Source organism: Devosia sp. (assembly GCF_965229025.1).
Lineage (GTDB): Bacteria > Pseudomonadota > Alphaproteobacteria > Rhizobiales > Devosiaceae > Devosia_A.
The window spans coordinates 1,066,748-1,092,362 of sequence record NZ_OZ245853.1 but is presented as its reverse complement, the minus strand read 5'-3'; the positions used below and the strand labels follow the sequence as shown (position 1 = coordinate 1,092,362).

Here is a 25,615-nt window from a genome sequence, read left to right as displayed (position 1 = left end):
TTCAACGCAGTACGGGCCTCAGCGTGAGGTGCCCATGCCCCCCTGGGCACCGCGTCCGCCCATCCATTGGACGGCTCTCTCTTTGAGCTCATTGAACTTGCGCGATACGCCAGAAATGCGGCTCTCCCACTCCGGATCAGGTGCCTGGCCTGCAGTGGTCCGGAAAAACACCTGCATCATGCAGGTGATGGCGAATGGTTCGATCAACGCTGCCTTCACCGCCCAGGCAAAGATCAGCGCAAAAACAAAGCCGCCCGCCGACCAGCCGCCCGGGATCAACCAGACGACAAATGCCGCGGGGGCGAGCATGAACAGGAACACCACGAAGCTCAGCCCATAAGTGATGATGGTGAGCCAGGCGGCGTTCTTCAGCATGGTCGGATAATTCTGCGCGTAGAGCACCAGCGCCTCCTGGGCCGACGCCCAGGGGTTCGCCGCACGAGTGCGGATGGCATGGGCGAGGATCACTTCATCGACGAGGCCGATTGCGATGCGCAGGAACCCCTTGACCAGTTGCACCATGCCCTGCAGCCCGGGAATAGGAAGGAACGACGCGATGCCCTGGATCAGGCCGAGAATGGCGGCGAGCACGCCCTTTATCAACTGATCGATGGCAAACAACACATTGGCCTCGGCGAAGCGTTCTTTCACCACCGCCGTCGCGAAATTGATCTGGTTCTGCCCCTCGGGCACCAGCTCGCCATCCATCAGCTTGACCAGCACCGCGATGTGCCCGGCCTTCACGATGTAGAGGATGTATTCGCGCATGAAGTAGAGGACGCCGGCCGTCAGCCCGAAGCCGATCACCCCGCCCCAGACGGTGCTGCCGGCCCGGAATTCCTCATCGCCGAAGGCGCCGACACCCCAGCCGACCCCTGCCCCGACGCCGGTGACCAGCACATAGGCAATGGCGATACCGGCATAGACGATGATGCGCAGTACGATGAAAGGGAGGGTCTTTCCCATCAGTCCAAGTGCCTGACTGATGGAAAAGTCCCACATCCGGTTATCCTCAGGTCCGCCGTCGCACCTGAAACGTTACCCGCAAGTTCAGCGGCAGAACATATCTATCGCCTCACGCGCAGCGACGCTGTGAATAACTCTAGGTCAACAGCACAGCGATAAGTGCCAGAACAGCCGGAACTGTCTGTACAAACAAGATCTTGCGGCTCGCAGTCGCGGCTCCGTATAAACCCGCAGTTGCGACGCACAAAAGGAAGAAGATCTTGACCGGATCGCCCGCCTCGCCGAGCCAGATGCCCCAGATCAGCCCGGCCGCGAGAAACCCGTTATAGAGCCCCTGGTTGCCCGCCAGCACCTTCGTTTGGGCGGCAAACTCCGGCGTGGTGCCAAAGGCCTTCATCGCGCGCGGCGTTTCCCACCAAACCATCTCGAGGATGACGATGTAGACATGGATGAGCGCCACGACGCCCGTCAGGATGCTGCCGATCATGTTCCCGCGACTCCCCACTCGTGTCGCGCAACATTATGCGACCACCGGAAAAACCAAAAGGCCGCCCATTGGGCGGCCTTCGGTGTCTGTCGGGGGAGGATCAGACGAACTTAGTTCTTGAGGGCGTCGCGCGCGGCTTCCTTGACCTTGCCGGCAGCCTTCTGCACGGCGCCTTCAACCTTGTCGGCTGCGCCATCGGCCTGCAGCTTCTTGTCGCCGGTGGCCTTGCCAATGGCGTCCTTCACGTTGCCGCGGGCTTCCTTGGCAGCGCCTTTGATCTCGTCCTTGTGCATGACAAACTCCTCAGTTCGTGTTGTCGAAAAGGAAAACGAGGACTGATGAATATGGTTCCGGGCTTGCAATCATTTTGCGTCTGGACGGTCGAGCGACACTCTGCGGTCGTCTGAGTGCACGAACCTCGGGTATCGAGTTTAGAATTCATCAACCATTCCCAGCCGAAGCGGGGGATGAGGGCGCAACGGTCATGGGTCCGCCTCGTTTGAAACGGCATGACTACTCACATGCCAAGCTTCACCGGCCAAAGCATCGATATCGAGGACCTGCTGGTCTGGGCCTTCCGCGACCAGGCGGTCGAGCGCGCCCTTAGTCCGCATCCTGACGCCACGACCGTCTACTGGGCAGTGCTGGCGCTGCCCGCCGCGCACCTCCGCGTCATCATCCATTTCGCCAAGCTGGGTGCAGGTCCGGAGTGGCACGCCGGACCTGACCACGTGGTGTCGCTCGAAGCGGTGCGGAAGTCGCGCAGGCTCTACACCGAGTGGGTGCGCGCCATGGTGGTGCTGCAGCGCACGCTGGACGGCGCGCTTTCGCACTACCGGGTCAGCGGACCACGGCTGGAAGAGACGCCGTGGCGGGGTTTTGGCGCCAGAGCCTGACCTTCCCCAGCCACTCGGCGCAGAGCCCACCGGCCCCGATCAGTGGCAGGCCTGCAAAAGCGCACCGATCGCCTTGGAAGACCCCTCGAGCGAGAACTGGTGTTCGGCAAATGCGCCGGCCGCATCGCGAACCGACAGCGACGTGCCCGACTGCAGCAATTGGACAAGTGGTGCATCGGCTGAAAGGCTGGTCGCGTGACGGCCGTCCATCTCCTCGTAGATCATCGCCAGCGTCTGCGAGCCGCCTTCAGTCGTAAAGTTCACGTCAACGGGCGACCCCGTCAGATCGGCCGACTCGTCGGTCGCAAGGTCCACTCGCAGCCCGAACTCACCCCCGTAGCAGGTCAGCAGCAGTTCAACATCGGGCGCTTCGGTGGAACACACATGGGCCGTCAGCACCGGCCCACCCTCGTCCTCCAGCATCTCCGCGGCCCAGCGTCCGCAATCCTCCGCGGCCACCGCCGGCAGCGCGGACGAGGCCATGATGGCGATCATCAACCCCTTAAACAGCAAACCCCTCATCACTCACTCCTCCCCGAGAAAGCTCACTTCGATGCGGTGAAACAACGGCCCCTCTTTCATCGTATCCAGCCAGCGCCGGAAAGCCGGGATATCGGCAAAGCCAGCGGCTCTCGCATCAACCTCTGTCACGTCATCAGGAGACATCTCGTCGATGCGGCCGATCCTGAGCAACCCGATCCGCGTCTTCAGCGTGCCACCGGCCTTCACCGAAGGCCGCGTCCAGCGCCGGAACTGCAGCGTGATCTCACCCCGCCGGATCGCCTCAAGCACCTCAAGCTTCAGCAGCATTCTGCGCTCCTATCTGGCCTGGTACGGGCGGCGGGACTCGAACCCGCATGGGGATACCCCCTCCGGATTTTAAGTCCGGTATGTCTACCATTCCATCACGCCCGCGCACGATACGCCGTTTCCCACAGGTGGTGGCAAAACTCAAACGATTGGTGGAACAGACCGCAAAGGCATGTTGAACAAATATAGCATATACGCTATATCATTGGCATGAGCTGGACGGTCGAAACACTCGACGATCGGGTCGACGCTGAGATTGGCGCCCTGCCGCCTGGTCTTCAGGCCCGGCTGGTGCGTCTACTCGAAATGGTAGAGTCGATCGGCCTGGAGCAACTGCACGAGCCACATGTGAAGCACCTTGGAGGCAAGCTTCGGGAACTGCGGGCCAAAGCGAAGGAAGGCATCGCACGGGGACTGTACGTGACCATGACGGGACGTCGCGTTGTCGTGCTGCATGTCTTCGTCAAATCGTCTCAGAAGACACCAGCTCGAGCGCTTGAGATCGCACGTGAACGGATGAAACAGATATCAAAATGACCAAACTGGCAGACCTCAAAGCCAAGCTCATGGAAGACCCTGCCTTTAAGGCGGAGTACCCTGCGGCCGACGCCGAATATGCGTTGATCGAGGCATTGGTCGGCGCACGTACGCGCGCCAAACTTTCGCAGGCGGAACTGGCGCGTCGCATCGGCACCACTCAATCCGCAGTCGCCCGCCTCGAAGGTGGACACGTCTCGCCTTCGCTCGCAACGCTGAGAAAGTATGCTGCTGCGACAGGCGCTACCCTGCAAATCGATCTTGTGACGCGCTAGTCGTCAGTCCGTGGCACCGGAAATCGGCGGCACGTACGCCACGTCAAGGTCCCAGGGGAAGAAGATCCAGGTGTCCTGGCTGACTTCGGTGATGAAGGTGTCGACCATTTCGCGGCCCTTGGGCTTGGCGTAGACGGTGGCGAAGTGTGCGCCAGGGAGCATTTCGCGGACCACGCGGGCGGTGGCGCCGGTATCGACAAGATCGTCGACGATCAGAATTTTGCCGCCGCTGCGAGCCTTGGCCAGCAGGTCTTCGGTGATCGGCTTCAGCACCTGGATGCCGCCCTGGTTCTTGTGGTCGTAGCTCTTGACCGACACGCACTCGACGACGCGGATGTTGAGTTCGCGCGCCACGATCGCCGCCGGAACCAACCCGCCACGGGTGATCGCCACCAGCGCGTCGAACGGGCCGAGCCCCTGCAACCGCCAGGCGAGCGCCCGGCTGTCGCGGTGGAACTGGTCCCAGGTGACGGGGAAGGACTTCTGGCCGGTCTGGTTCACTTTAATCTCCTTGAGCGGTTATGCCGCCGCAATTGCCTATGGGCCGCGAGGCCCGGATAACGGGACGTCTCAGGTGACGTCGATTTCTTCCGGCAGCCCGGCAGCGCGATGGGCCTCGGCCACCATGGCTTTGACCGCTTCGGCCGCTTCGGCGAGCCGCGTCTCGTCGGACGAGCGCAGCACCAGTTCGGTCATCACGAAGGTCTGCCCCATCTGCGGATAGCTCCCCATCTTCACGTCGGGGAAGGCCTCCTGCAGCCGGCCGAGCGGGCCACCAATGGTGCCCTCGCCCACCCGGCAGCGGATGGTCGTCGACTTGATTTTCTTGCCGCCCTTCAGCGTCGGCGCGATGGCTTCGAGCATCGCCGCCATGATCTTGGGAACGCCCGCCATCACATGCACATTGCCGATGCGGAAGCCGGGCGCGGCGCTGACCGAATTGACGATCAGCGAGGCGCCTTCGGGGATCCGCGCCATGCGCAGCCGCGCCTCGTTGACCTCGGTGCCCATGGCCTTCCAGCGCGCCTCAAGCATAGCGCGCGCCTCGGGGTTGATCGGCAGCGCCACGCCAAACGCCTTGGCGATGGCGTCGGCCGTGATGTCGTCATGCGTCGGCCCGATGCCGCCGGTCGTAAAGATGTAGGTGTAGCGCGCCCGTACGGCGTTCACCGCAGCGACGATGTCCTCTTCCACGTCTGAGACGACGCGTACTTCGCGCAACTCGATCCCGAGGTCGGTGCAGAAATCGGCAGTGGCACCGATGTTGATGTCCTTGGTCCGGCCGGAGAGGATTTCGTCGCCGATGACGACGAGACCGGCGGTAACAATTTCAGGCGTGGACATGGGTGACCTTGGCTGGCGCAACAAGGCACAATCCATTGCCCCGCGCGCCCAAAAAGGTCAAGCAATCCGGGCGGCCCTCCTCCGCGATTGCCACAGCTATGGCAGCGTTCTGTGGGCGTGATGCCTCAGCGCTGCGCTGGCCCTTCCAATCGCTGGGCTTAGCGCCTATTTTCGCCCTGAACGGAGCCGCAGATGATCACCTTTGTAGATGCCGAAGCCAAGAGCCGCCGAACGTCGGGGGTCATCCCCCTCCATGGCGAAGCGGGATTTGCTGGCATGCGCAAGGCGGGCCGGCTGACGGCGGAGGCGCTGGACCTTCTGGTAGATGCAGTGCAGCCCGGTGTGACCACGCTGGCACTCGACAAACTGGCCTATGAGTTTGCCCGCGACCACAATGCCATCCCGGCAACGTTGTTCTACAAGGGCTACCGGCACTCGATCTGCACGTCGATCAACCATGTCGTCTGCCACGGCATCCCCGAAGACCGCCCACTTCGTGAAGGCGACATCGTCAATATCGACCTGACACTAATCGTCGACGGCTGGTACGGCGACAGTTCGCGCATGTATCCGGTGGGCGAAATCAGCCGCAAGGCCGAGCGGTTGATCGAGGTAACCTACGAGAGCCTAGAGGCGGGCATCGCCGCTGCCAAGCCCGGCAACACCACAGGCGATATTGGCGCGGCCATCCAGACCCATGCCGAGGCCGAGCGCACCAGCGTCGTGCGCGATTTCGTCGGCCACGGCGTCGGCCAGCTGTTCCACGATGAGCCCAACATCATGCATTTCGGCACCCCCGGCACCGGCGTGCCGCTAAGGCCGGGGATGATCTTCACCATCGAGCCGATGATCAATCTCGGTCGTCCGCACGTCAAAATCCTCGCCGATGGCTGGACCGCCGTGACGCGCGACCGGACGCTCTCCGCACAAGCCGAGCATTCAATCGGCATCACCGAGACCGGCAACGAGGTCTTCACCCTCTCCCCGCGCGGGCTCTTCAACCCGCTCGATGCCCGCCGCTAGCCGATGAGCAAACGCGGCGAGGCGGAACCGCAGGGTCTGAGCGAAGCGGCGGAGCCGCTCCATCTTGGTCATCGCGAACGCGCCCGCCAGCGCTTCCTCGCAGTCGGCGCCGACGCCCTGCAGGATTACGAACTGCTCGAGCTGGTCCTGCAGATCATCATCCCGCGCAAGGATACCAAGGCCATCGCAAAGGGCCTCCTGGCCCGATTCGGATCGTTCTCCGGTGTTCTGGGCGCCCCGCCGGCCCGGCTCGCCGAGATCAAGGGCTTGGGCGAAATCTCCGGCACCAACCTCAAGATCATCCAGGCCGCCGCGCAGCGCTTCGCCAAGGACAAGGTCACCCCAGACCTGCCGATCCTCAGTTCGTGGTCGGCACTGATCGAATATTGCCGCTCGCAGATGGCCTTCAACGATGTCGAGCAGTTCCGCATCCTGTTCCTCGACAAGAAGAACCGGCTGATCGCCGACGAAGTGCAGCAGACCGGCACGGTCGACCACACGCCGGTCTATCCGCGCGAAGTGATCAAGCGCACGCTGGAGCTCAGCGCCACTGCGCTGATCCTCGTCCACAACCACCCTTCGGGCGATCCGGCCCCCTCGTCTGCCGATGTGCAAATGACCCGCCAGATCAACGACATTGCCCGCCCGCTCGGGGTGACGGTGCATGACCACATCATCATCGGCAAAAACGGCCACGCCTCGCTCAAGGGGCTGAAGCTGCTTTAGGTCGTCCAGCCGCTGCGCCTGCCACCGCGATCCATGCCGCAACCGCCAGCAACAGCGCCGCCACCGCAAAGGTGATGGCCATACCCGAGCCCACCGCAGCGGGCGCTGCCTTGGTGACGTCGTCACTCAGTGTCGCCAGAGCAAAGATCGCACCCATCAGCGAAGCGCCGGTGATAAGACCCAGATTGCGCGAGAGGCTCAGCAACCCCGACGTGACGCCGCGCCGCTCAGGCGCGACATCCCGCATCACCTGCGTCGTATTCGCGGCCTGGAACAACTGATAGCCCGGCGTCAGCACGGCAATGCCGACGATATAGCCGCCCACGCCGAGCAGCGCCGGCAACGCCACCAGCGCACCTGCTCCGATCACCATCCCGGCCAGCCCGGCAACCGCAGTCCGTGAGGCTCCCAGCCGGTCAACCAGCCGGCCAGCAAACACCCCACTGACCGCCGACACGATCGGGCCAATCGACATCACCGCTCCCACCAGAGCCGGCTCCAGTCCCAGCGCGCGCGACAGATAGAACGGACCAACGACCAGAGTTGTCATCATGACCGTTGCAACGAGGCCGCTGGTGGCAAGACCGGAACGCAGGCCGCCATCGGCAAACATCGCCAGGTCGATAAGCGGCGACGCCGCCCGCCGCTCAACCACAAGGAAAGCTACGGTTCCGAGCAATGCCACCAGCAAGAGCCCGAGGTTGAGTAGTCCAAACTGGCCCTTCCCGAGCGTCATGGCGAGCGCATAGGCGCCGAGCGTCAGCGCCAGCACGGCGGTACCCACCAGATCGAAACTCTGCTGCACGCGCCGCTCTGGCTTTCCGTCCGGCAGCCCCCATGCGGCGAGCACCACCGCCAGCGCCCCAAGCGGCACGTTCACGGCAAACAGTGCCGGCCACCCGAACGTGGCAATCAGCACACCACCCAGCGACGGCCCAAGAGCGGTGCCGAGCGCCGACATCGTCCCCAGGAGCCCCATCGCGCTGCCGAGCCTCGCCTTGGGCACCGCCTCGCTGACAAACGCTGTGCTCAGCGCCATCATCACCGCCGCTCCCAACCCCTGCGCTGCGCGCGCCGCAATCAGCACCCACAGGGACGGCGCCACGGCGCACGCCGCTGAAGCGATGGTAAACAGCCCAATGCCGCCAAGGAGCAGCCTTTTCCGGCCGAACAAGTCCCCTAGCCGCCCCACACTGACGATCAGCGTCGTGATGGCGAGCAGGTACGCCAGCACCACCCACTGCACCGCCTGGAACGACACCCCGAAGGCCTCTGCGAAACTGGGCAAGCCGACATTGGCAATGCTGGTCCCCAGCGATGACAGCAGCATCGCCAGCGACAGGCTGGCGAGCCCCCACCGGGGGGCACGTGGGGTCGATGGAACAGTCATTACAGAACTCCGTGTAGGCAAGCCTCAGCGTTAGCCCTGACCACTCGATTGCGGAACACGCAACGAATGCACTTCATTGCTGCGTTTGACGCCATATCACGGCACCAGCTACACTTCCGCCATGGCCCATCCCGATCTCAACCTGCTGATCACCCTCGATGTCCTGCTGGCCGAAGGCAGCGTCGCGGGTGCAGCGCGCCGCCTCAACCTCAGCCCGTCCGCGATGAGCCGGGCGTTGCAGCGGCTGCGGGACACAGTGGGCGATCCGCTGCTCGTGCGCGCTGGCCGGGGTCTCGTGCCGACGCCGAGGGCGCTCGAATTGCGCGAACAAGTCGGGCAGATCGTCGAGGACGCCGAAGCGGCCCTGCGCCCGAGCAGAACGCTCGACATCACCACGCTGAAGCGCAGCTTCACCTTCCGCAACCGCGACGGCTTTGTTGAAGCTTTCGGTGCGGCGGTGCTGGCTCACGTCACTGCGGAAGCGCCGGGAGTGCAGCTGCGCTTTTTGCCCAAACCCGACCGCGACAGCACCCCGCTGCGCGAGGGCAGTGTCGACCTCGAAACCGGCGTCGTAAGCCAGTTCACCGGCCCCGAATTGCGCACCCAGGCGCTGTTCAAGGATCGCTTCATCGGTATTGTCCGCTCCGGACATGCATTGGCGACCGGCACCGTCACATCGGAACGGTTCGCGGCAGCGCGCCACATCATGATTTCGCGCCGAGGCTTGGAACGTGGCCCGGTCGATGATGCGCTAGCGCCGCTTGGGCTGGAGCGGCAGATCGCCACCGTCGTCGGCAGCTTCTCCGAAGCGCTGTCGTTGGCCCGCTGCACCGATCTGGTCGCGACTGTCCCCGAGCGCTACACCGCCAGCCTTCGGGGCGGCCTCGCGAGCTTTGACCTGCCGGTCGCCCTGCCCGGGTTCACCGTCTCATTGCTCTGGCACCCGCGCCTCGATGCCGATCCGGCCCATCGCTGGTTGCGCGGCATCATCCGCGAAATCTGCGTCGCCTGATCGATATCAGTGCGCCTCGCCCGCCTCCGCGGGCTGGTTCTTGTGCAATCTTGCACGCAGCCGCTTGGCCAACGCCAGCAGCGTCTTGTTCGCCTTGATTTTCGCCCTGAGCCACTGCGTGCCGCGATGCCCGGTGGCAGCCGCGGTGCCGAGGGCGGTCAGCGGCACGTAGTGGTGCCTGAGCGGCGTCTGCACATTGCACCAGTGGCGCTTTTCGTCGGTGAACCCGGCGCCCATGTCGAAGACGCCGAAGCCGGCGTCGAACACCGTCTGCATGACCCGGAGAAGGCATTGCTTGCCCGGTGAACCCGTCTGGATCTCCAGACAGTCGCTCATCGAGGAAATGAGGCAGAACATGCGGTCGCCATGAGCGACGTTGTAGCGCATGGCGACGATCTCGCCATTGAGCCGCAGCACGTGCAGCCGTACATCGACGCCCGATTCGGCCGCAATCGTGGCGTTGTAGAACTTGCGCACCGAGCAGGCGAACGGATCGGCAATCCCCATGTCGCGGAACCGCGCGGCCCGCTGCCGGAACAGCACTTCGAGGAGATCGGCGGACTCGGGACCGGCTTTGATCTCCTCAAAGCTAACCTCGCCCAACGCCTCCAGCCGCTCGCCCTGCTGCCGATCGTGCTTGCGGCGCGATTTCGAGCGCTGCGTGGTATTGGCCTCGTCCCAGTTGGCGAACACACTGCGATACAGCGTTTCCGCCGCGAGTGACTGGCCAAGCTCTGCAAAGATATCGACGCCGTCGACTATCGTCTCGGGTATTGCCCGGAGGTAGAGCATGTCCACACCCTCCAGTGGCCCCAGCAGCGCCGACCAGAGCGCGGCACGCTCGACCGAACCCATCCGCGCGAGGCGCGCGCTGTCGACCAGAGGCGCGTTGCAGCCGACATGGTCGCCTGGAAAGAACGAAAGAACGCGCACGCCTTTGACCCGCCGCCGATAGACCGGCAGCAGCGCTAGCGGGCATCCATCGAGCTCGGCGACGAGGAAGAACTGGTCCGCTTCCTGAATCTCCAGCGCACCAATCCAGGTGCGGACAAAGCCGATATCCTGCCCCGGCGAGGCAATGTCCGCCGCTGCCAACGCCACCCACGCGTCGGCGACCTCATCGAGATTGTGCGACAGGTGCACCGAGACACGGGCGTGCTGCGCACGCACCGGCATCGCGAGCTGCGGCTCGTCGTCAATCAGCGTTTGAATAGCCATGGTGGCCCTGCCCCGTCCAGAACGGCCGCATCGTGGGGGCCTTGGGTGAATCGCACGTTGACATTGCCGTGAACGGCGCGCCGGCGGCGGGGTTTTGGCGAGGACAGTTAAGCGGGCGTTACCCGAAGGTGGACAATATCGGGAACGTTTCGAGGAACCAGTACGAGATGCGGGTGAACTGCCCGGTAATAAACAGCAATCCCGTCACCACCAGCAGCGCGCCCATAATCTTTTCCACAACCCCCAGATGCTTTTTGAAGTTGGAAAAGAACGTCAGGAACGGGCCAATGGCAATTCCGGCCAACAAAAACGGCACCCCCAGCCCGAGCGAATAAATGGCGAGCAGCCCCGCCCCCTCGAACGCCGTGTTCTGGCTCGCCGCTACCGCCAGCACAGCCGCCAGCACCGGCCCGATACAGGGCGTCCAGCCAATGGCAAAGGCAAGACCGAGCAGGAAGCCACCAAGCGGGCCGCTCGCGACTCCCGGCCCATTGTGGCGCAACTGCCGGTCGAGGAACCCGATGCGGAACACACCGAGGAAATGCAGCCCCATCGCGATGATGACGATTCCGGCGAGCGGCGTGATGATCGGCAGCGCCTGCCGGAACGCCTGACCGAACGCCGTGGCGGTGGCCCCGAGCGCGATGAACACTACCGAGAACCCGAGGATGAAGAACAGCGAAGTGAAGACGCTCCGCCGCCACAGCACGCCCGCGCTCACCCCATCGGCGCGCAACTGGTCGAAACTCGCGCCGCTCATATAGGTGAGGTATGGCGGCACCAGCGGCAGCACGCACGGGCTGAGGAAACTCAGCACGCCGGCCCCAAAAATCAGCGGGAACGAAAACCCGTCCATGTCGCCTCCACAAAGCCCGCCTCTCTTAGCCCCTCCGCGTCCGAACGCAATGCGTCGTCGCGCCGCTCGCCGCCTTGTGAAGCGCGGGCGGAGGGGATAAGCAGCCTTTAGGTCACCCGTCGTTACCAGCTGCGAGCCCCGCATGGCGTCCCGCCCGATCCGCATCGCTCCCTCGATCCTCTCAGCCGATTTCACCCGGCTCGGCGAAGAAATCCGCGCCATCGATGCGGGCGGCGCCGACTATATCCATGTCGATGTGATGGATGGCCATTTCGTCCCCAACATCACCATTGGCCCGCTGATCGTCTCGGCCATACGGCCGCTGACTAAAAAGGTCATCGACGTCCATCTGATGATCGCGCCCGCCGACCCTTTCATCCACGATTTCGCCAAGGCCGGTGCCGACTCGATCACCGTGCACGCCGAAGCCGGTCCGCACCTTCACCGCTCGCTGCAGGCGATCCGCGCCGAGGGCAAGCGCGCTGGCGTCGCCATCAACCCGGCGACCCCCGTCACCGCCATCGCGCACGTCATCGCCGATGTCGACCTGGTGCTGGTGATGAGCGTCAACCCTGGTTTCGGCGGGCAGAAGTTCATCCCCGAAAGCCTCGAAAAGATCCGCCAGGTCCGCGCCCTGATCGGCCACCGCAACATCGACCTTCAGGTTGATGGCGGTATCAGCACCGACAATGCCCGCGCCCTCGCCGAAGCCGGTGCCGATCTCTATGTCGCCGGCACCGCAGTGTTTTCCGGCAACGACCCCAAGACCTACGCCACCCGCATCGCGGCCATCCGCAATGCTGCACAGACCCTGACCGCGTAACCGATCTGTTACGCGAGAAAACGAGCCCAAGCCCATGATTCCGCGCTATTCCCGCCCCGAGATGGTCGCCATCTGGTCCCCCGAGACCCGCTTCAAGATCTGGTTCGAGATCGAAGCACACGCGACCACGCGGCTGGCGGAACTGGGCGTGGTGCCGAAGGAAGCGGCGGAAACCATCTGGGCCAAGGGCGGCACCGCCACCTTCGATGTGGATCGCATCGACGAGATCGAGCGCACCACCAAGCACGACGTCATCGCCTTCCTCACCCATGTGTCGGAGATCGTTGGGCCCGAGGCGCGGTTCCTCCACCAGGGCATGACCTCGTCCGACGTGCTCGACACCTGCCTTGCGGTGCAGTTGGCGCGCGCCTCTGATATCCTGCTCGGTGATATCGACCGCCTGCTCGCCGCTATCGCCAAGCGCGCCAAGGAGCACAAGTACTCCATCACCATCGGCCGCAGCCACGGCATCCACGCCGAGCCAACCACGTTCGGCATCAAGCTGGCCGAAGCCTACGCCGAGTTCGCCCGCAACCGCGCACGGCTGGTTAGTGCGCGCGCCGAGATCGCCACTTGCGCCATCTCCGGCGCCATCGGCACCTTCGCCAATATCGACCCGCAGGTGGAGGCCTATGTGGCTGAAAAGCTGGGCCTCGCGGTCGAGCCGATCTCGACCCAGGTGATCCCGCGCGACCGGCATGCCATGTTCTTTGCGACGCTCGGCGTCATCGCCTCCTCGATCGAGCGCATCGCCACCGAGATCCGGCACCTGCAGCGGACCGAAGTACTCGAAGCCGAGGAGTTCTTCTCGCCCGGCCAGAAGGGTTCGTCGGCCATGCCGCACAAGCGCAACCCGGTGCTGAGCGAAAACCTCACCGGCCTCGCTCGCCTGGTGCGCGGCATGGTGACCCCGGCGCTCGAAAATGTCGCCCTCTGGCACGAGCGCGACATCTCGCACTCCTCGGTCGAGCGCATGATCGGCCCCGATGCGACGGTGACGCTCGATTTCGCGCTCAACCGACTCGTAGGGCTGATCGACAACCTGCTCGTCTACCCCGAGAACATGAAGCGCAACCTCGACCTGTTGGGCGGGCTGCACAATTCGCAGCGCGTGCTGCTGGCCCTCACCCAGGCAGGGATGAGCCGCGAGGACTCCTATGCAGCCGTGCAGCGCAACGCCATGCAGGTCTGGCAGGCCCGCGGCGACCGCGCCGGGCTGTTCGCGCAATTGCTGAAGTCAGACCCCGAGGTCTCTTCAAAACTATCCGCCAGCGACATCGATGCGATGTTCGACGATTTCTACCATTTGAAGCATGTCGACGCCCTGTTCGAACGGGTGTTCGGACCCGCAGTCTGATGGCGATCGTCTACGCCCGCGAAACCAGCCTGAGTGCCGACGAGTATATCGCGGTGCTCTCGGCCACGACCATGCGCAGCAAACGCCCGCTCGCCAATCGCCAGCGCATCGCTGCCATGCTCGAGGGCGCAAATCTTGTTGTCACGGCGCGGGAGGACGGTGTTCTCGTCGGCCTCGCGCGCTGCCTCAGTGATGACGCCTGGGTCTGCTATTGCGCCGAACTGGCCGTGCGTGAAGACCAGCAGGGCAAGGGGATCGGCCGCGGCATCCTCGAGCAGTGCTATGAACTTCTCGGCCCCGGTATGGGCCTCATTCTTGCGGCGGAGCCCGAGGCCGCGGCGTTCTACGAGCGGATCGGCATGGATCGGGTCACACACGCCTTCTTTCATCCAAGGACTGATCGCGCATGAAGATCGCTGACGCTGACATCCTCCTCGTTCCAGGCCTCGGCAACTCCGAGCCGACCCATTGGCAGCGTCGCTGGGCCGATCGCTTCTCGACCGGCAAGGTGATCGAGCAGGACGATTGGGATAATCCGGACGTCCGTGACTGGACGGCCGCCATCGTCGAAGCCGTAGAGACCGCTGAGCGGCCCGTGGTCCTCGTGGCCCATTCCCTCGGCGTATCGGCGCTCGTCCATGCCGCAGCCCGCTTTCCTGCAGGCAAAGTGCGCGGCGCCCTGTTGGTCTCGCCGCCCGATCATGAGAGCGACAAGCTACCGGCGGGTACACGGAGCTTTGACAACGTGCCGCGCGATCCCCTGCCCTTTCCCTCGCTGCTGGTCGCTTCCAGCACCGACCCGTTCGTAACCACGCTCCGCGCCGCCGATATGGCGAGCGCCTGGGGCAGCGAGTTGCACCACGCGGGCGACGCCGGCCACATCAACCTCGCGTCCGGACACGGTCCCTGGCCCGAAGGACTGCTGATGTTCACCCGGCTGATGCAGCGGATTTAGGCAGCGCGATACGGCGGCAGGCAGCTGCCGCGAATCCTGCCTTATAGTCGCCAGAAAGCCGTCTCGATTGGCTTGATTGCGGCGGCGACCTTACCCCGACTTTACTTATATGTAAGTTGATTAGGCCAAGTATATCAATAGTTTGTCACTCACGAACTGGGTGGCGCCGGCAGTTATTCTCTCAGAGACACTGCGACACGACGCGGCTGGTCAGTTCGTTACCGGGGCGAGCCTTGAGGGGCAGCTCCGCCTAAAAGGACAAATCGAAATGCGTAAGTTCATCCTCCCCTTGTTCCTCATCGTCTCGGTTGCTGCTCCGTCGCTGGCCATGGCTGCCGCTACGCCGAACACTGACATCGGCACCATCAAGGCGCTCAATGCCAAGGCCCTGACGCTGACCCTCAGCGACGGCTACAAGTTCAAGCTGACCAAGAAGATCAGCCTGGCGGACCTCAAGGTCGGCGAAAAGGTGAAGATCACCTGGGTGAAGCTCCACGGCATGCGCAAAATCGAAGCCATTCACGCCGAGTAATTCGAGCCGGCAAGACTTGGGGCGGCGCTCGCCACGAGCCCGCCCCATTTAATTCCCGGAAATGCCGCTCGCTGCAGGCAGCGACTCAGCCTTCGGTCAATACCTGCTGCTGCGCGACGCCGACCAGTTCGGCCATCTTCGAGCGAATCACGTCGTCACCGACCGCCGCGCCCTTGGCCTTGAGGTCGCCCGCGATCTTGCGGAAGACATCCTCGTCACCGGCTTCCTCGAAATCTGCCGCCACCACTTCGGCGGCGTAGGCCTTGGCGGCCTCTTCGGAAAGCTTCATCAGCCCCGCAGCCCACAGCCCCAGGAGCTTGTTCCGGCGGGCTTCGGCCTTGAAGGCAAGCTCGGAGTCATGGGCGAACTTGGCTTCCTGACCTTTTTCACGATCGTCAAATCCCGACATCTACTGCTCTCCGCATTGTGCGCCCTGTTGCCGGGCCCTCGTGTGCCTTGCACATATGATGGAAAGGGGGTCAAATCAACGCCAACAGCGCGCGGCATTCCGTCAATCTCCGGCCCCGGGCACCCGAAGACGGGATGCTGAATCTGCCAGCGATTGCAACGGCAAGGCTGGTGGTCCGTGAAAAGGCTTGCAAAAAGCGTACTTTCTGGCGCATGAACGCGCCAATTCATCCCCACATGGCAGAGCCCCAATGACCCGCCGGCGCAAGATATATGACGGTAAGGCCAAGACCCTTTATGAGGGTCCCGAGCCCGGCACGCTGATCCAGTATTTCAAGGACGACGCGACCGCCGGCAACGGCGCCCGGCACGAAATCATCGACGGCAAGGGTGTGCTGAACAACCGGATCTCCGAGTTCATTTTCTCCAAGCTCAACGGCCTCGGCATCCCGACCCACTTCATCCGCCGCCTCAACATGCGTGAGCAGTTGATCAAGGAAGTCGAGATCATTCCGCTCGAAGTGGTGGTGCGCAACGTCGCGGCAGGTTCGCTCGTCAAGCGCCTCGGCCTCGAGCCCGGCACGCAGCTGCCCCGTTCGATCATCGAGTTCTACTATAAGGACGACGCCCTCAACGACCCGATGGTGTCCGAAGAGCACATCACGGCGTTTGGCTGGGCGACCCCGCAGGAACTCGACGACATCATGTCGCTCGCCATCCGCGTCAATGACTTCCTCACCGGCCTGTTCATGGGCGTCGGCATCCAGCTCGTCGATTTCAAGATCGAATGCGGCCGCCTCTACGATGGCGACCTGATGCGCATCGTCCTCGCCGACGAGATCTCGCCGGACAATTGCCGGCTGTGGGACATCAAGACCCGCAACAAGCTCGACAAGGATCGCTTCCGCGAGAACCTCGGCGGGCTCGTCGATGCCTATCGTGAAGTGGCCCAGCGCCTCGGCATTCTTGTGGAAACCGAGAACGCGTTGACCACTGGCCCGCGACTCGTGCAATGACCGCGCCATCAGCATGAATGACGGGGCATCGGAGCCCCGCCAACAACGGGAACGTCGATGAAAGCCCGCGTCACAGTCACCCTCAAGTCCGGCGTGCTTGACCCGCAGGGTCAGGCCATCGAAGGCTCGCTAAAAAGTCTCGGCTTTGGCGGGGTTGGCGCGGTGCGCCAGGGCAAGGTTTTCGACGTCCAGCTGACCGAGACCGATCCGTCACAAGCTGAGGCTAATGTGCGGGCGATGTGCGAAAAGCTCCTCGCCAACACGGTCATCGAGAATTTCGCGATCGAAATCACGCCTTAAGATTCACCGCTTATGGTGCACGGCGCACTGCGTAAGTGTGCTCAAGTTTCAGTAAAGACCATCCGATGATCAAGACCTTCTCGCTCTCGATTGCCTTTTTCCTCGCGCTCGGCCTGCTCTTTGCGGCCTATGCCTCGGTTCCCGTCTAGCCCTTAGCTTTATGCCGTCATAGGCTATTCCCGCTTGAGCGGGGGCCTGGGCAATGTCGAAGATCGTCGTACTGAGCATGCCGGCCTTCGGACACATGATTCCGATGCTGGGGCCGGTGGCCGAACTCGTACGCCGTGGCAACGACGTGGTGGTCTATAACTCCATCGAGTTTGAATCGCTGGTGCGCGGCACTGGCGCAAGCTTCGTGGCGTACCCGCCAGCGCTTAATGCGATGGATTTCGCCAAGCGGCTGAAGGATGGCAACCTGATTGCCGCCTTCGAAATGCTGCTGCGCGCCACCGCACCCCTCACCGATTTCGCGCTCGAACGGCTGCCGCTCGAAAAACCCGACGTGGTGGTGTTCGATTCCGCCGCCTTCTGGGGCTACATTGCGACGAAGACGCTGAAGCTCCCGAGTGTTTCCGACTCGCCAATCTTCGTCTTCGAGCTGTTCCGCAACCTCACCAGCTGGCGCGAACTCTGGGGCCACGCGAGGAACTTCATCCCTGGCGCCCCGCGCCTGGCGCTCGCACTCATGAAGCTGGTGCGCTTTGGCGTCAGCAACTGGCCGCGCAGCATCCCGATGGTTCCGCTCCGCGGCGACCGCACGATCGTCCTCACGAGCCGAGAACTGCACCCCAAAACGCCGCTCGCCAACGATCCGACCTGGGTCTTTCCAGGTGCTTCGATCGACGCCCGCACCCGCCCCGACCAGTTCGACTTCTCGCGCCTCGATGGCCGCCCGGTGATCCTTATCTCCATGGGCACCGTCCAGTTCCTGCACGACGCCTTCTTCAGGCGCTGCCTGGATGTCTTTGCCGACTACCCGGCACAGTTCCTGCTCGCCGCTGGTCCGGGCAGCGACACAACGCGTTTCGGCACCATCCCCGACAACTTCATCGTGCAGCAGACCTTCCCGCAGATGCCGGTCCTGGAGCGCGCCACCGCATTCATCACCCACGGCGGCCTTGGCAGCATCCACGAGACGCTCTGGAACGGCGTTCCGTTCGTCTCTGTGCCTCAGCACTTCGAGCAACTGCGCAACACCCTCGCCGCGACCCGCCACGGCGCCGGAATCGTCCTCGACGGCGAGTGCTATGGCCGGCCAATCGAGGGCCCCGCGATATACGACGCCCTGCAGCGCGTCCTCGCCGATCCGTCCTATCGCGCCAACGCCAAAAGTCTGGGCGACACGCTCCGCGCGGGCGGTGGTTATACCAAGGTCGCAGATGTGATCGAATCCGTCGCGATTAACCACTGACGTTCAGTTTTCATTCAGTCGGCTGGGTGCATTGGAGGCATGCGAACGGGATGGCTATCGCGTCCCGGCAAACAGACTTACCTAACCGAAATCTCAACCAGCGCGACCGGCCATCGGCGACGCGCAGAACGCGACTTAAAATGCTCAAGACCTTTTCGATCTCCGCCATGTTTTTCATGACCATGGGCGTCCTCTGCGCCACCCATATCGGCCTGCCGCTCTAGCTCTAGCCGCCGGCCTCGCGTCCTCTCCAAACTCTCGATCACAGCTCAGGCCCGCCCGTTAAGCACGCGCCTTAAGCCTGTTTCGAGGTTTGCCTGATAACGCTGCCACAACGCGTTAAAGTGGACCATACGTTACAGGGTCCACCACCATGCCTACCTCGCCAAACCGCCTCGATTGGGTCGACACCGCCAAGGGCCTGTCGATCATTCTGGTTGTGATGATGCATTCCGCCTATGGCGTGGGCGAAGACCTCAACAACACCGGTATCCTGCACTACATTATCGGCTGGGCGACGCCCTTCCGCATGCCGGAATTCTTCCTGATTTCGGGCCTGTTCCTCGGCCAGGTGATCGCCCGGCCATGGACGCTGTTTTCGGACCGCCGCGCCGTCCACTACCTCTATTTCTACTTCCTCTGGGCTGTGCTGCAGATCCTGTTCAAGGTTGGCCTCGGCACCGGCGACCTCGGCGAGTCTGCCCGGCAGATCGTCAGCACCGTGATCGAGCCGTATGGCGTGCTGTGGTTCATCTACATGCTTGCCGTCTACTCGATGGTCACCAAGCTATTGTTCACGCTGCGGGTCCCGCACTGGCTCGGCTTTGGCGCCGCTGCGCAGCTGATGCTGGCGCAACCGGTGACCGGCATTTCGATCATCGACCACTTCGCGTCCTACTACGTTTATTTCTACGCCGGTTACGCCTTCGCCCCGCTGGTGTTCCGTATCGTCGCCTGGGCTCAGGATCACGTCGCGATCACGCTGGTTGCCCTCATCGCTTATGCAGTGCTTGAGGGCCTGCTGGTGTTCGGCGGCGGCTCTGAGATGCATCCGCGCGGCATCACCATGGGCTTTGCCGCCTTCCCGCCGCTGCACCTGGCGCTGGGCTTTGCTGGCTCGCTCCTGATCTGCCTTACGGCTGCGCTCCTCGTCCGGCTCCCCCGGATGGATTGGCTGCGCTGGCTCGGCGAGCACTCCATCGTGGTCTACCTGAGCTTTTCGATCCCGATGGCCGCCATGCGGACGCTGATCCTCAAGACCGGCCTGGTCAACGACACCAGCGTCGTCAGCCTCATGGTCATGGCCGTTGCCCTGGTCTCGCCGCTGATCCTCTACGCGATCATCCAGAAGACCGGCTGGGGCAAGTTCCTGTTCGAACGCCCGGCCTGGGCACACTTGCCCGGCACCCCTGGTTCTCGCAACCCGGCACAGGCGCACCCGCAGCCCGCAGAATAGCCTCTGCGAATACGGTACCGCGGCTCTTTGAGCAGTTTCTGACGGCCACCACCTGTGCCGAGCGGCCACCTTCGACGTCGCAAACACCTTGGCATAGTGCGACGTCGCCCTTGCTTTTGACCCTGAGACTCATCAAAGCATCGGCATCGCTTCACAGGAGCAGCCGATGAAAGCCGCCGTTGTCATGTTCCCCGGCCTCAACCGCGACCGTGACATGATCGCCGCCCTGACCAAGATCGGCGGCGTCGCGCCCACCCTGGTCTGGCACCAGGACGCGGAACTGCCCGACGTCGATCTCATCGTCATTCCCGGCGGCTTCTCCTACGGCGACTATCTGCGGGCCGGTGCCATCGCCGCACGCTCCCCGCTGATGCAGACCATCCGCGAGCGCGCCGCCAAGGGCGTCAAGGTGCTGGGCGTCTGCAACGGCTTTCAGATCCTCACCGAGGCGCAACTGCTGCCAGGCGTACTGATGCGCAATGCCTCCCTCCGCTTCGTCTGCCGCGAAGTCACGCTCTCGGTCGAAAACGCCGCGACCGACTTCACCAGCGGGTACACCCAGGGCCAGTTGATCCGCTGCCCGGTCGCCCACCACGACGGCAATTACTTCGCCGACAGCGAGACCCTGGCGCGCATCGAAGATAACGGCCAGGTCGCGTTCCGTTACGCCGATGGCACCAACCCCAACGGCTCGATGCATGACATTGCCGGGGTGTTCAACGAGCAAAAGAACGTCCTGGGGTTGATGCCACACCCTGAAAACCTGATCGAGCCTGCCCATGGTGGAACGGACGGCCGCGCACTGTTTTCAGGCATCCTGCAACTCGCCGCGTGAGTTGAGGTGAATAGCTTCGTTGTCTTGATTGGCTTGATCCTCGGCGTCGCCGGGCTGGCCATCGACGCCGCGTCGATCTTTCCCGCCGTGATGACTGTGTCCGCCGAAAACCTTCAGGCGCGCTCGCTGCTCGACGCGTTTGTCTACTTCTGGAGCTTTTTCACCCACCTCACCAACCTGCTCTTGCTGCTGGTGTACATCTCGGAGCTGACCAACTGGCGGGCTTTGGCCTGGTTCAGGAGCGCTCAGGCTCAGGCGATGGCGGCCAGCTACATCATGCTCGTCGGGCTCTATTTCCACTTCATGCTCTCGCCCTACCTCCATCTCGAAGGCGCGCTCGGCATTGCGACGTGGATTCTCCACTACCTCACCCCTGCCCTCTACATGCTCTGGTGGCTGGGCCTTGCGCGCCACGGTGCCCTGGCCTTTCGCGCCATCCCGATGCTGCTGGCCCCTGGCTTGGTCTATGTGGTCCTTATCCTCATCCGCGGCGCGTTCACGGGAGAGTACCCCTACGAAATTCTCGATGTGGGCAAGAATGGCTATGGCGGGGTAGCTATTGGCGTCGGTGTTCTGGTGCTTGCCGTCGCGATCTTTTCTGTGATCATCGTTGCCGCAGACAAACTGTTGGCGAGGCGAAGTCGACCGGCATGACACTCAAGCGCGTCATCACAACGCTGGCCTTCGCTATCACCCTCGGGGTGCTGGTGTTTCAGGTTGTGCTGACCGTCAACCAGCGCCTTTCCAATGGCGACAGCCTGATCGGCGCGCTGGTCTACTACTTCACCTTCTTCACCATCCTCACCAACCTGATGGCGGCGGCGGTCTACCTGTCGGACCTTGTAAGATGGGCCTGGCTCCAGTGGTGGCGCACGCCATGGGTCCGCGCCATGACAGCCGGAGCAATCGTACTGGTGATGGTCGTCTATCACTTCCTGCTGTTCGGCCTTGCCGACTTCGACATCTGGTTCACAATCGCCGACCGCACGCTGCACTATGTCGACCCGACGATGTATGCGCTGTGGTGGGTCCTGTTTCAGGCTCACGGCCAGCTCAGGTGGGCTGAGTTGCCCAAGATGCTGGTCTATCCCCTAGTGTATGTCATCTGGGCGATGGCGCGGGGCGCTGTGGTGAATGAGTACCCCTACCCCTTCCTCGCCGCTAACCAGCTTGGATACGGCCCAGTGCTGCTCAACGGGCTGGGGGTCCTCGCGGGCTTTGTCGTGCTCTACGCCGCAACTATAGGCCTTGACCGCCTTCTCGCACGCCGCACGCCGCTAACACCCTGACTTGTTTGTGACACGCGCGTGCCGTTAGTCTCGCGCGACGCAACCGCGCCGGAGTGAATATGGCCTTCGAATGGACCCGGACGGATGTCACCTTTGGGGAAGGGTTCCTTCGCATCGCCCGCGAGCAGGTGAGCCGGGCGGTGGCAGCTGCTCTCGACGAAGCCACCATCCCCGCCCAGCGCATCCATGAATCGCGCCGCCGCTGCAAGAAGTTGCGCGCTCTGTTCCGCCTCGTGCAACCCGACTTCCGCCGCTACCGCGACGAAAACACCAATGTGCGAGACGCTGCACGGCACCTGTCCGAAGCACGCGACGCCAATGTGGTGCAGCAAACCCTGTTCGACCTGATGCAAGCCGCCGGCCGCCCAATGCCGGCTATCGAGACAGAGCCGGCCAACGAGGCAAAGGAACACGCCGCCTTAGTGCGCTTTGCCGCCGAGATGGAGGATATGCTCAGCCGCAGCCAAGACTGGAACATCGCAAAGATCGACCAGCACACTATCGAGGACGGGCTTGAGCGCACCTATCGCGCCGCCCGCGACGCAGGCAAGGCGACGCTGGCCGATCCAAGCGACACCGGTTTTCACGAGTGGCGCAAGCTCGCCAAATACCATTGGCACCATCTCAACTTGCTCGAACAGTGCGCCGAAGCCATGCTCGGCTCGGAGGCAAGCGCTTCCGGTGACCTCGCGGAACTGCTCGGCGCACACCACGATCTGGCGGTGCTGGCCGAAATCCTGGCTTCTGATCCTGACCGTCTCGGAACCAACCTGGATATTGCCTTCATCCAGGATGCCATCAAGCAGCGCCAAACCTTGCTTGAGGCCGAGATCACCCCGCTCGGCGCCCAGGTCTTTGCCGAAACTCCCAAGGCCCTGCGCAAGCGCTTTGCCGCCTATCTGACTGCCTGGCGTGCCTACGAGGCGGCATAGTGGCGATAGAGGTCGAACGGAAATTCCTGGTCGAGGGTGACGGCTGGCTCCCCCATGTCATTCGCACCGAACAACTGCGCCAGGGATATCTCTCCACTGGCGGCGGCGTCACGGTCCGCATCCGCACCATCAATGATGCCGCTGCCTTCATCACCATAAAGGGCGGTGGCTCGGCGCTGGCTCGCGCCGAGTTCGAGTATGCGATCCCCATCGAGGACGCGCGGCAACTGCTCGGCTACTGCAACAACCAGCCCATCCTCAAGCGCCGCCATATCCTCAACCTCCCCGGTGGCGACTGGATCGTTGACGCCTTCGAAGGCCGCCATCTCGGCCTGACTCTCGCCGAGGTCGAACTGAAGCCCCCTTTCGGCGCGCTGGACTTGCCCAAATGGCTTGGCCGCGAAGTTACCAGTGACCCGCACTACTACAACTCAACCCTCGCCGCCGCGCCGAGCGGTGGAGAAAACTAGCTGCGGCTATGTCGCACCGGGAGCGCTTGGGCTATAGCGGGCTTGTCCCTCCCCCCGGATTCTCCTGATGACCTTCGACAACCACATCGCGATTACCCCGCAGCTGGTCGCCGACCACGGCCTCAAGCTCGACGAGTACCAGAAGATCATCCAGCTCATCGGCCGCGCGCCGACCTATACCGAGCTCGGCATCTTCTCGGCGATGTGGAACGAACACTGCTCCTACAAGAGCTCCAAGCGTTGGCTGCGCACGCTGCCCACCACCGGTGAGCGCGTCATCCAGGGTCCGGGTGAAAATGCCGGCGTCGTCGATATCGGCGATGGCCAGGCGGTGGTCTTCAAGATGGAGAGCCACAACCACCCCTCCCATATCGAGCCCTACCAGGGCGCGGCTACCGGCGTCGGCGGCATCCTGCGCGACGTCTTCACCATGGGCGCCCGCCCGATCGCCGCGATGAACGCCCTGCGCTTCGGCGACCCCTCGCACGAAAAAACCCGCCACCTCGTCTCTGGCGTCGTCGCCGGCGTCGGCGGCTATGGCAACAGCTTTGGCGTGCCCACAGTGGGCGGTGAAGTCGAGTTCGACGAGCGCTACAACGGCAACAACCTCGTCAACGCCTTCGCGGCGGGCCTCGCAGACACCGACAAGATTTTCTATTCGAAGGCCGAAGGTGTCGGCCAACCGGTCGTCTATCTCGGTGCCAAGACCGGCCGTGATGGCGTCGGCGGCGCCACCATGGCGTCCGCCGAGTTCGGCGACGACATCGAGGAAAAGCGCCCCACCGTGCAGGTCGGCGACCCCTTCACCGAAAAGCGCCTGCTCGAAGCCTGCCTCGAACTGATGGCCACCGGCGCCGTCATCGCCATCCAGGATATGGGCGCCGCCGGCCTCACCTGCTCGGCAGTCGAGATGGGCGCCAAGGGCGACCTCGGCATCGAGCTCAACCTCGATATGGTCCCGGTCCGCGAGACCGCCATGACCCCCTACGAGATGATGCTCAGCGAAAGCCAGGAGCGCATGCTCATGGTGCTGCACCCCGAAAAGGAAGCCGCCGCACGCGCCGTCTTCGAAAAGTGGGAACTCGATTTCGCCACCGTCGGCAAGACCACCGACGACCTCCGCTTCCGCGTCCTCTGGCAGGGTGAGGAAGTCGCAAACCTCCCGATCAAGGATCTCGGCGACGCCGCCCCCGAATATGACCGCCCCTGGACCGCCCCAAAAATCCCGGCGCCGCTCGCCGCCGACGATATCCCGCAGATGGATGTCGCGGACGCCGTCCTCCGCCTTCTCGGCTCGGCCAATTCCAGCTCCCGCCGCTGGGTCTACGAGCAGTACGACACATTGATCCAGGGCAACTCGCTGCAGCGCCCCGGCGGCGACGCCGGCGTCGTCCGCGTCGAAGGCCACCCCACCAAGGCCCTCGCCTTCACCTCCGACGTCACCCCCCGCTATTGCGAGGCCGATGCCTATGAGGGCGGCAAGCAAGCCGTGGCCGAAGCCTGGCGTAACCTCACGGCTACCGGTGCCGACCCCATCGCCGCCACCGACAACCTCAACTTCGGCAATCCCGAGCGCCCCGAAATCATGGGCCAGCTCGTCCACGCCATCAAAGGCATCGGCGAAGCGTGCCGGGCGCTGGCTTTCCCGATCGTTTCAGGGAACGTCTCGCTCTACAACGAAACCAACGGCCGCGGCATCCTGCCCACGCCGACCATCGGCGGCGTCGGGCTCCTGCCCGATTGGTCGAAGATGGCGCGGATCGGCTTTGCCGCCGAGGGCGAAGCCATCCTGCTGTTCGGCGCGCCGGATTGGTGGGGCACCCACCTCGGCCAGTCGATCTACCTCCGCGATCTCTTCGGCCGCCGCGAGGGCACCCCACCGCCGGTCGATCTCGACCACGAAAAGAAGGTCGGCGACCTCGTCCGCATCCTGATTCGCGACGGCGTCGCCACCGCGGTGCACGACCTCTCGAGCGGCGGCCTCGCCCTCGGCCTCGCCGAAATGGCCATGGCCTCCGGCATCGGCGCCAAGGTCAACCAGCTCGACGGCGGCGACCCCATTCCGCTGTTCTTCGGCGAAGACCAGGGCCGCTACCTCGTCACCATGAGCCGGGACAACCTCGATAAGTTCTACGAAGAGGTCTACCCCTACGCCGGCGTCTTCGCCCCCTGGATCGGCAACACCGGCGGCACCACGCTGACCCTGGGCGAGGCCCGCCCCGTACCTGTCGCCGACCTCAAGGCAGCGCACGAAAGCTGGTTCCCCAACTACATGCAGGGCGAGATCTAGC

The 25,615-nt window shown here is 63.5% G+C and carries 33 protein-coding genes and 1 tRNA gene; 22 read left to right on the top strand and 12 right to left on the bottom strand.

Annotation, left to right across the window (positions count from 1 at the left end):
- Positions 1-18: 18 nt before the first annotated feature.
- The 3 genes from ACO06J_RS05370 to ACO06J_RS05360 form a co-directional block, all read right to left on the bottom strand.
- Positions 19-1,002 (bottom strand): hypothetical protein, encoded by a 984-nt coding sequence (locus ACO06J_RS05370; protein ID WP_421759672.1) that lies wholly within the window; start codon positions 1,000-1,002, stop codon positions 19-21.
- Positions 1,003-1,102: 100 nt separating this feature from the next.
- Complete coding sequence (locus ACO06J_RS05365) at positions 1,103-1,453, bottom strand: DUF1304 domain-containing protein (RefSeq protein WP_421759671.1); 351 nt, start codon at positions 1,451-1,453, stop codon at positions 1,103-1,105.
- A gap of 110 nt (positions 1,454-1,563) precedes the next feature.
- Positions 1,564-1,746: a CsbD family protein gene (locus ACO06J_RS05360; protein WP_421759670.1), complete on the bottom strand. Its 183-nt coding sequence runs from the start codon at positions 1,744-1,746 to the stop codon at positions 1,564-1,566.
- 216 nt (positions 1,747-1,962) lie between these two features.
- Here ACO06J_RS05360 and ACO06J_RS05355 point away from each other — a divergent pair, with 216 nt between their 5' ends.
- Positions 1,963-2,349, top strand: a complete 387-nt coding sequence (locus ACO06J_RS05355; RefSeq protein ID WP_421759669.1) for a hypothetical protein — start codon at positions 1,963-1,965, stop codon at positions 2,347-2,349.
- A 39-nt stretch (positions 2,350-2,388) separates the two neighbouring features.
- Here ACO06J_RS05355 and ACO06J_RS05350 read toward each other — a convergent pair whose 3' ends face one another.
- From ACO06J_RS05350 to ACO06J_RS05340, 3 genes are all read right to left on the bottom strand, one after another.
- Positions 2,389-2,871, bottom strand: a complete 483-nt coding sequence (locus ACO06J_RS05350) for a hypothetical protein (protein WP_421759668.1) — start codon at positions 2,869-2,871, stop codon at positions 2,389-2,391.
- Between the two features lie 3 nt (positions 2,872-2,874).
- Complete coding sequence (locus tag ACO06J_RS05345) at positions 2,875-3,159, bottom strand: hypothetical protein (protein ID WP_421759667.1); 285 nt, start codon at positions 3,157-3,159, stop codon at positions 2,875-2,877.
- A gap of 19 nt (positions 3,160-3,178) precedes the next feature.
- Positions 3,179-3,264, bottom strand: a tRNA-Leu gene (locus ACO06J_RS05340).
- Between the two features lie 105 nt (positions 3,265-3,369).
- On the opposite strand from ACO06J_RS05340, the gene ACO06J_RS05335 reads away from it, so the two are divergent.
- Together ACO06J_RS05335 and ACO06J_RS05330 are read left to right on the top strand one after the other, a co-directional pair.
- A complete protein-coding gene (locus ACO06J_RS05335; protein ID WP_421759666.1) occupies positions 3,370-3,696 on the top strand; it encodes a type II toxin-antitoxin system RelE/ParE family toxin in 327 nt (108 codons plus the stop codon).
- Positions 3,693-3,971, top strand: coding sequence for a helix-turn-helix domain-containing protein (locus ACO06J_RS05330; protein WP_421759665.1), 279 nt, complete (start codon positions 3,693-3,695; stop codon positions 3,969-3,971). Before ACO06J_RS05335 ends, ACO06J_RS05330 begins: the two co-directional genes overlap by 4 nt.
- A gap of 3 nt (positions 3,972-3,974) precedes the next feature.
- Here the strand turns inward: ACO06J_RS05330 and gpt are convergent, their stop codons facing one another.
- Both gpt and ACO06J_RS05320 read right to left on the bottom strand, forming a co-directional pair.
- Positions 3,975-4,478 carry a xanthine phosphoribosyltransferase gene (gene gpt, locus ACO06J_RS05325; RefSeq protein WP_421762455.1) on the bottom strand — a complete coding sequence of 168 codons (504 nt, stop codon included), beginning with the start codon at positions 4,476-4,478 and terminating at the stop codon, positions 3,975-3,977.
- A 63-nt stretch (positions 4,479-4,541) separates the two neighbouring features.
- Positions 4,542-5,315 (bottom strand): competence/damage-inducible protein A, encoded by a 774-nt coding sequence (locus tag ACO06J_RS05320; RefSeq protein ID WP_421759664.1) that lies wholly within the window; start codon positions 5,313-5,315, stop codon positions 4,542-4,544.
- Between the two features lie 192 nt (positions 5,316-5,507).
- Between ACO06J_RS05320 and map the strand changes: the two genes are divergently transcribed.
- Together map and radC are read left to right on the top strand one after the other, a co-directional pair.
- Entirely contained in the window at positions 5,508-6,338 is an 831-nt protein-coding gene (gene map, locus ACO06J_RS05315) for a type I methionyl aminopeptidase (protein ID WP_421759663.1), read from the top strand.
- 3 nt (positions 6,339-6,341) lie between these two features.
- Positions 6,342-7,064 (top strand): RadC family protein, encoded by a 723-nt coding sequence (gene radC, locus ACO06J_RS05310; RefSeq protein ID WP_421759662.1) that lies wholly within the window; start codon positions 6,342-6,344, stop codon positions 7,062-7,064.
- On the opposite strand, the gene ACO06J_RS05305 is transcribed toward radC, so the two are convergent.
- Positions 7,042-8,454 carry an MFS transporter gene (locus ACO06J_RS05305; protein ID WP_421759661.1) on the bottom strand — a complete coding sequence of 471 codons (1,413 nt, stop codon included), beginning with the start codon at positions 8,452-8,454 and terminating at the stop codon, positions 7,042-7,044. The genes radC and ACO06J_RS05305 overlap by 23 nt on opposite strands.
- 121 nt (positions 8,455-8,575) lie before the next feature.
- Between ACO06J_RS05305 and ACO06J_RS05300 the strand changes: the two genes are divergently transcribed.
- On the top strand, positions 8,576-9,466 hold the full coding sequence (locus tag ACO06J_RS05300; RefSeq protein ID WP_421762454.1) for a LysR family transcriptional regulator: 891 nt from the start codon (positions 8,576-8,578) through the stop codon (positions 9,464-9,466).
- A 6-nt stretch (positions 9,467-9,472) separates the two neighbouring features.
- On the opposite strand, the gene ACO06J_RS05295 is transcribed toward ACO06J_RS05300, so the two are convergent.
- On the bottom strand, positions 9,473-10,684 hold the full coding sequence (locus tag ACO06J_RS05295) for a GNAT family N-acetyltransferase (protein WP_421759660.1): 1,212 nt from the start codon (positions 10,682-10,684) through the stop codon (positions 9,473-9,475).
- 118 nt (positions 10,685-10,802) lie between these two features.
- On the bottom strand, positions 10,803-11,540 hold the full coding sequence (locus ACO06J_RS05290; RefSeq protein ID WP_421759659.1) for a cytochrome c biogenesis CcdA family protein: 738 nt from the start codon (positions 11,538-11,540) through the stop codon (positions 10,803-10,805).
- A gap of 142 nt (positions 11,541-11,682) precedes the next feature.
- Here ACO06J_RS05290 and rpe point away from each other — a divergent pair, with 142 nt between their 5' ends.
- The 5 genes from rpe to ACO06J_RS05265 all read left to right on the top strand — a co-directional run bounded on the left by rpe (position 11,683) and on the right by ACO06J_RS05265 (position 15,207).
- A complete protein-coding gene (rpe, locus tag ACO06J_RS05285; protein ID WP_421759658.1) occupies positions 11,683-12,363 on the top strand; it encodes a ribulose-phosphate 3-epimerase in 681 nt (226 codons plus the stop codon).
- A 34-nt stretch (positions 12,364-12,397) separates the two neighbouring features.
- Positions 12,398-13,720 (top strand): adenylosuccinate lyase, encoded by a 1,323-nt coding sequence (gene purB, locus ACO06J_RS05280; RefSeq protein ID WP_421759657.1) that lies wholly within the window; start codon positions 12,398-12,400, stop codon positions 13,718-13,720.
- Complete coding sequence (locus ACO06J_RS05275; RefSeq protein ID WP_421759656.1) at positions 13,720-14,130, top strand: GNAT family N-acetyltransferase; 411 nt, start codon at positions 13,720-13,722, stop codon at positions 14,128-14,130. Before purB ends, ACO06J_RS05275 begins: the two co-directional genes overlap by 1 nt.
- Positions 14,127-14,675, top strand: coding sequence for an RBBP9/YdeN family alpha/beta hydrolase (locus ACO06J_RS05270; protein WP_421759655.1), 549 nt, complete (start codon positions 14,127-14,129; stop codon positions 14,673-14,675). The genes ACO06J_RS05275 and ACO06J_RS05270 overlap by 4 nt, the downstream gene beginning before the upstream one ends.
- 268 nt (positions 14,676-14,943) lie before the next feature.
- Positions 14,944-15,207, top strand: coding sequence for a DUF1344 domain-containing protein (locus tag ACO06J_RS05265; RefSeq protein ID WP_421759654.1), 264 nt, complete (start codon positions 14,944-14,946; stop codon positions 15,205-15,207).
- A gap of 85 nt (positions 15,208-15,292) precedes the next feature.
- On the opposite strand, the gene ACO06J_RS05260 is transcribed toward ACO06J_RS05265, so the two are convergent.
- Positions 15,293-15,616, bottom strand: coding sequence for a DUF1476 domain-containing protein (locus tag ACO06J_RS05260; RefSeq protein WP_421759653.1), 324 nt, complete (start codon positions 15,614-15,616; stop codon positions 15,293-15,295).
- Between the two features lie 250 nt (positions 15,617-15,866).
- Between ACO06J_RS05260 and purC the strand changes: the two genes are divergently transcribed.
- The 11 genes from purC (at position 15,867) to purL (ending at position 25,614) form a co-directional block, all read left to right on the top strand.
- Positions 15,867-16,631 carry a phosphoribosylaminoimidazolesuccinocarboxamide synthase gene (gene purC / locus ACO06J_RS05255; RefSeq protein ID WP_421759652.1) on the top strand — a complete coding sequence of 255 codons (765 nt, stop codon included), beginning with the start codon at positions 15,867-15,869 and terminating at the stop codon, positions 16,629-16,631.
- A gap of 57 nt (positions 16,632-16,688) precedes the next feature.
- On the top strand, positions 16,689-16,931 hold the full coding sequence (purS, locus tag ACO06J_RS05250; protein WP_421759651.1) for a phosphoribosylformylglycinamidine synthase subunit PurS: 243 nt from the start codon (positions 16,689-16,691) through the stop codon (positions 16,929-16,931).
- A gap of 202 nt (positions 16,932-17,133) precedes the next feature.
- Positions 17,134-18,342, top strand: coding sequence for a nucleotide disphospho-sugar-binding domain-containing protein (locus ACO06J_RS05245; protein WP_421759650.1), 1,209 nt, complete (start codon positions 17,134-17,136; stop codon positions 18,340-18,342).
- Positions 18,343-18,392: 50 nt separating this feature from the next.
- Entirely contained in the window at positions 18,393-18,566 is a 174-nt protein-coding gene (locus ACO06J_RS05240) for a hypothetical protein (RefSeq protein WP_421759649.1), read from the top strand.
- A gap of 149 nt (positions 18,567-18,715) precedes the next feature.
- Positions 18,716-19,798 (top strand): acyltransferase family protein, encoded by a 1,083-nt coding sequence (locus ACO06J_RS05235; protein WP_421759648.1) that lies wholly within the window; start codon positions 18,716-18,718, stop codon positions 19,796-19,798.
- A 166-nt stretch (positions 19,799-19,964) separates the two neighbouring features.
- Positions 19,965-20,633: a phosphoribosylformylglycinamidine synthase subunit PurQ gene (gene purQ, locus ACO06J_RS05230; protein WP_421759647.1), complete on the top strand. Its 669-nt coding sequence runs from the start codon at positions 19,965-19,967 to the stop codon at positions 20,631-20,633.
- Between the two features lie 6 nt (positions 20,634-20,639).
- Complete coding sequence (locus ACO06J_RS05225; RefSeq protein WP_421759646.1) at positions 20,640-21,287, top strand: Pr6Pr family membrane protein; 648 nt, start codon at positions 20,640-20,642, stop codon at positions 21,285-21,287.
- Positions 21,284-21,922 carry a Pr6Pr family membrane protein gene (locus tag ACO06J_RS05220; protein WP_421759645.1) on the top strand — a complete coding sequence of 213 codons (639 nt, stop codon included), beginning with the start codon at positions 21,284-21,286 and terminating at the stop codon, positions 21,920-21,922. Before ACO06J_RS05225 ends, ACO06J_RS05220 begins: the two co-directional genes overlap by 4 nt.
- A 59-nt stretch (positions 21,923-21,981) precedes the next feature.
- On the top strand, positions 21,982-22,854 hold the full coding sequence (locus ACO06J_RS05215; protein WP_421759644.1) for a CHAD domain-containing protein: 873 nt from the start codon (positions 21,982-21,984) through the stop codon (positions 22,852-22,854).
- The gene (locus tag ACO06J_RS05210; RefSeq protein ID WP_421759643.1) at positions 22,854-23,324 is read left to right on the top strand and encodes a CYTH domain-containing protein; all 471 of its coding nucleotides are present in this window, start codon (positions 22,854-22,856) and stop codon (positions 23,322-23,324) included. Before ACO06J_RS05215 ends, ACO06J_RS05210 begins: the two co-directional genes overlap by 1 nt.
- 67 nt (positions 23,325-23,391) lie before the next feature.
- Complete coding sequence (gene purL / locus ACO06J_RS05205) at positions 23,392-25,614, top strand: phosphoribosylformylglycinamidine synthase subunit PurL (protein WP_421759642.1); 2,223 nt, start codon at positions 23,392-23,394, stop codon at positions 25,612-25,614.
- Position 25,615: the final 1 nt, after the last annotated feature.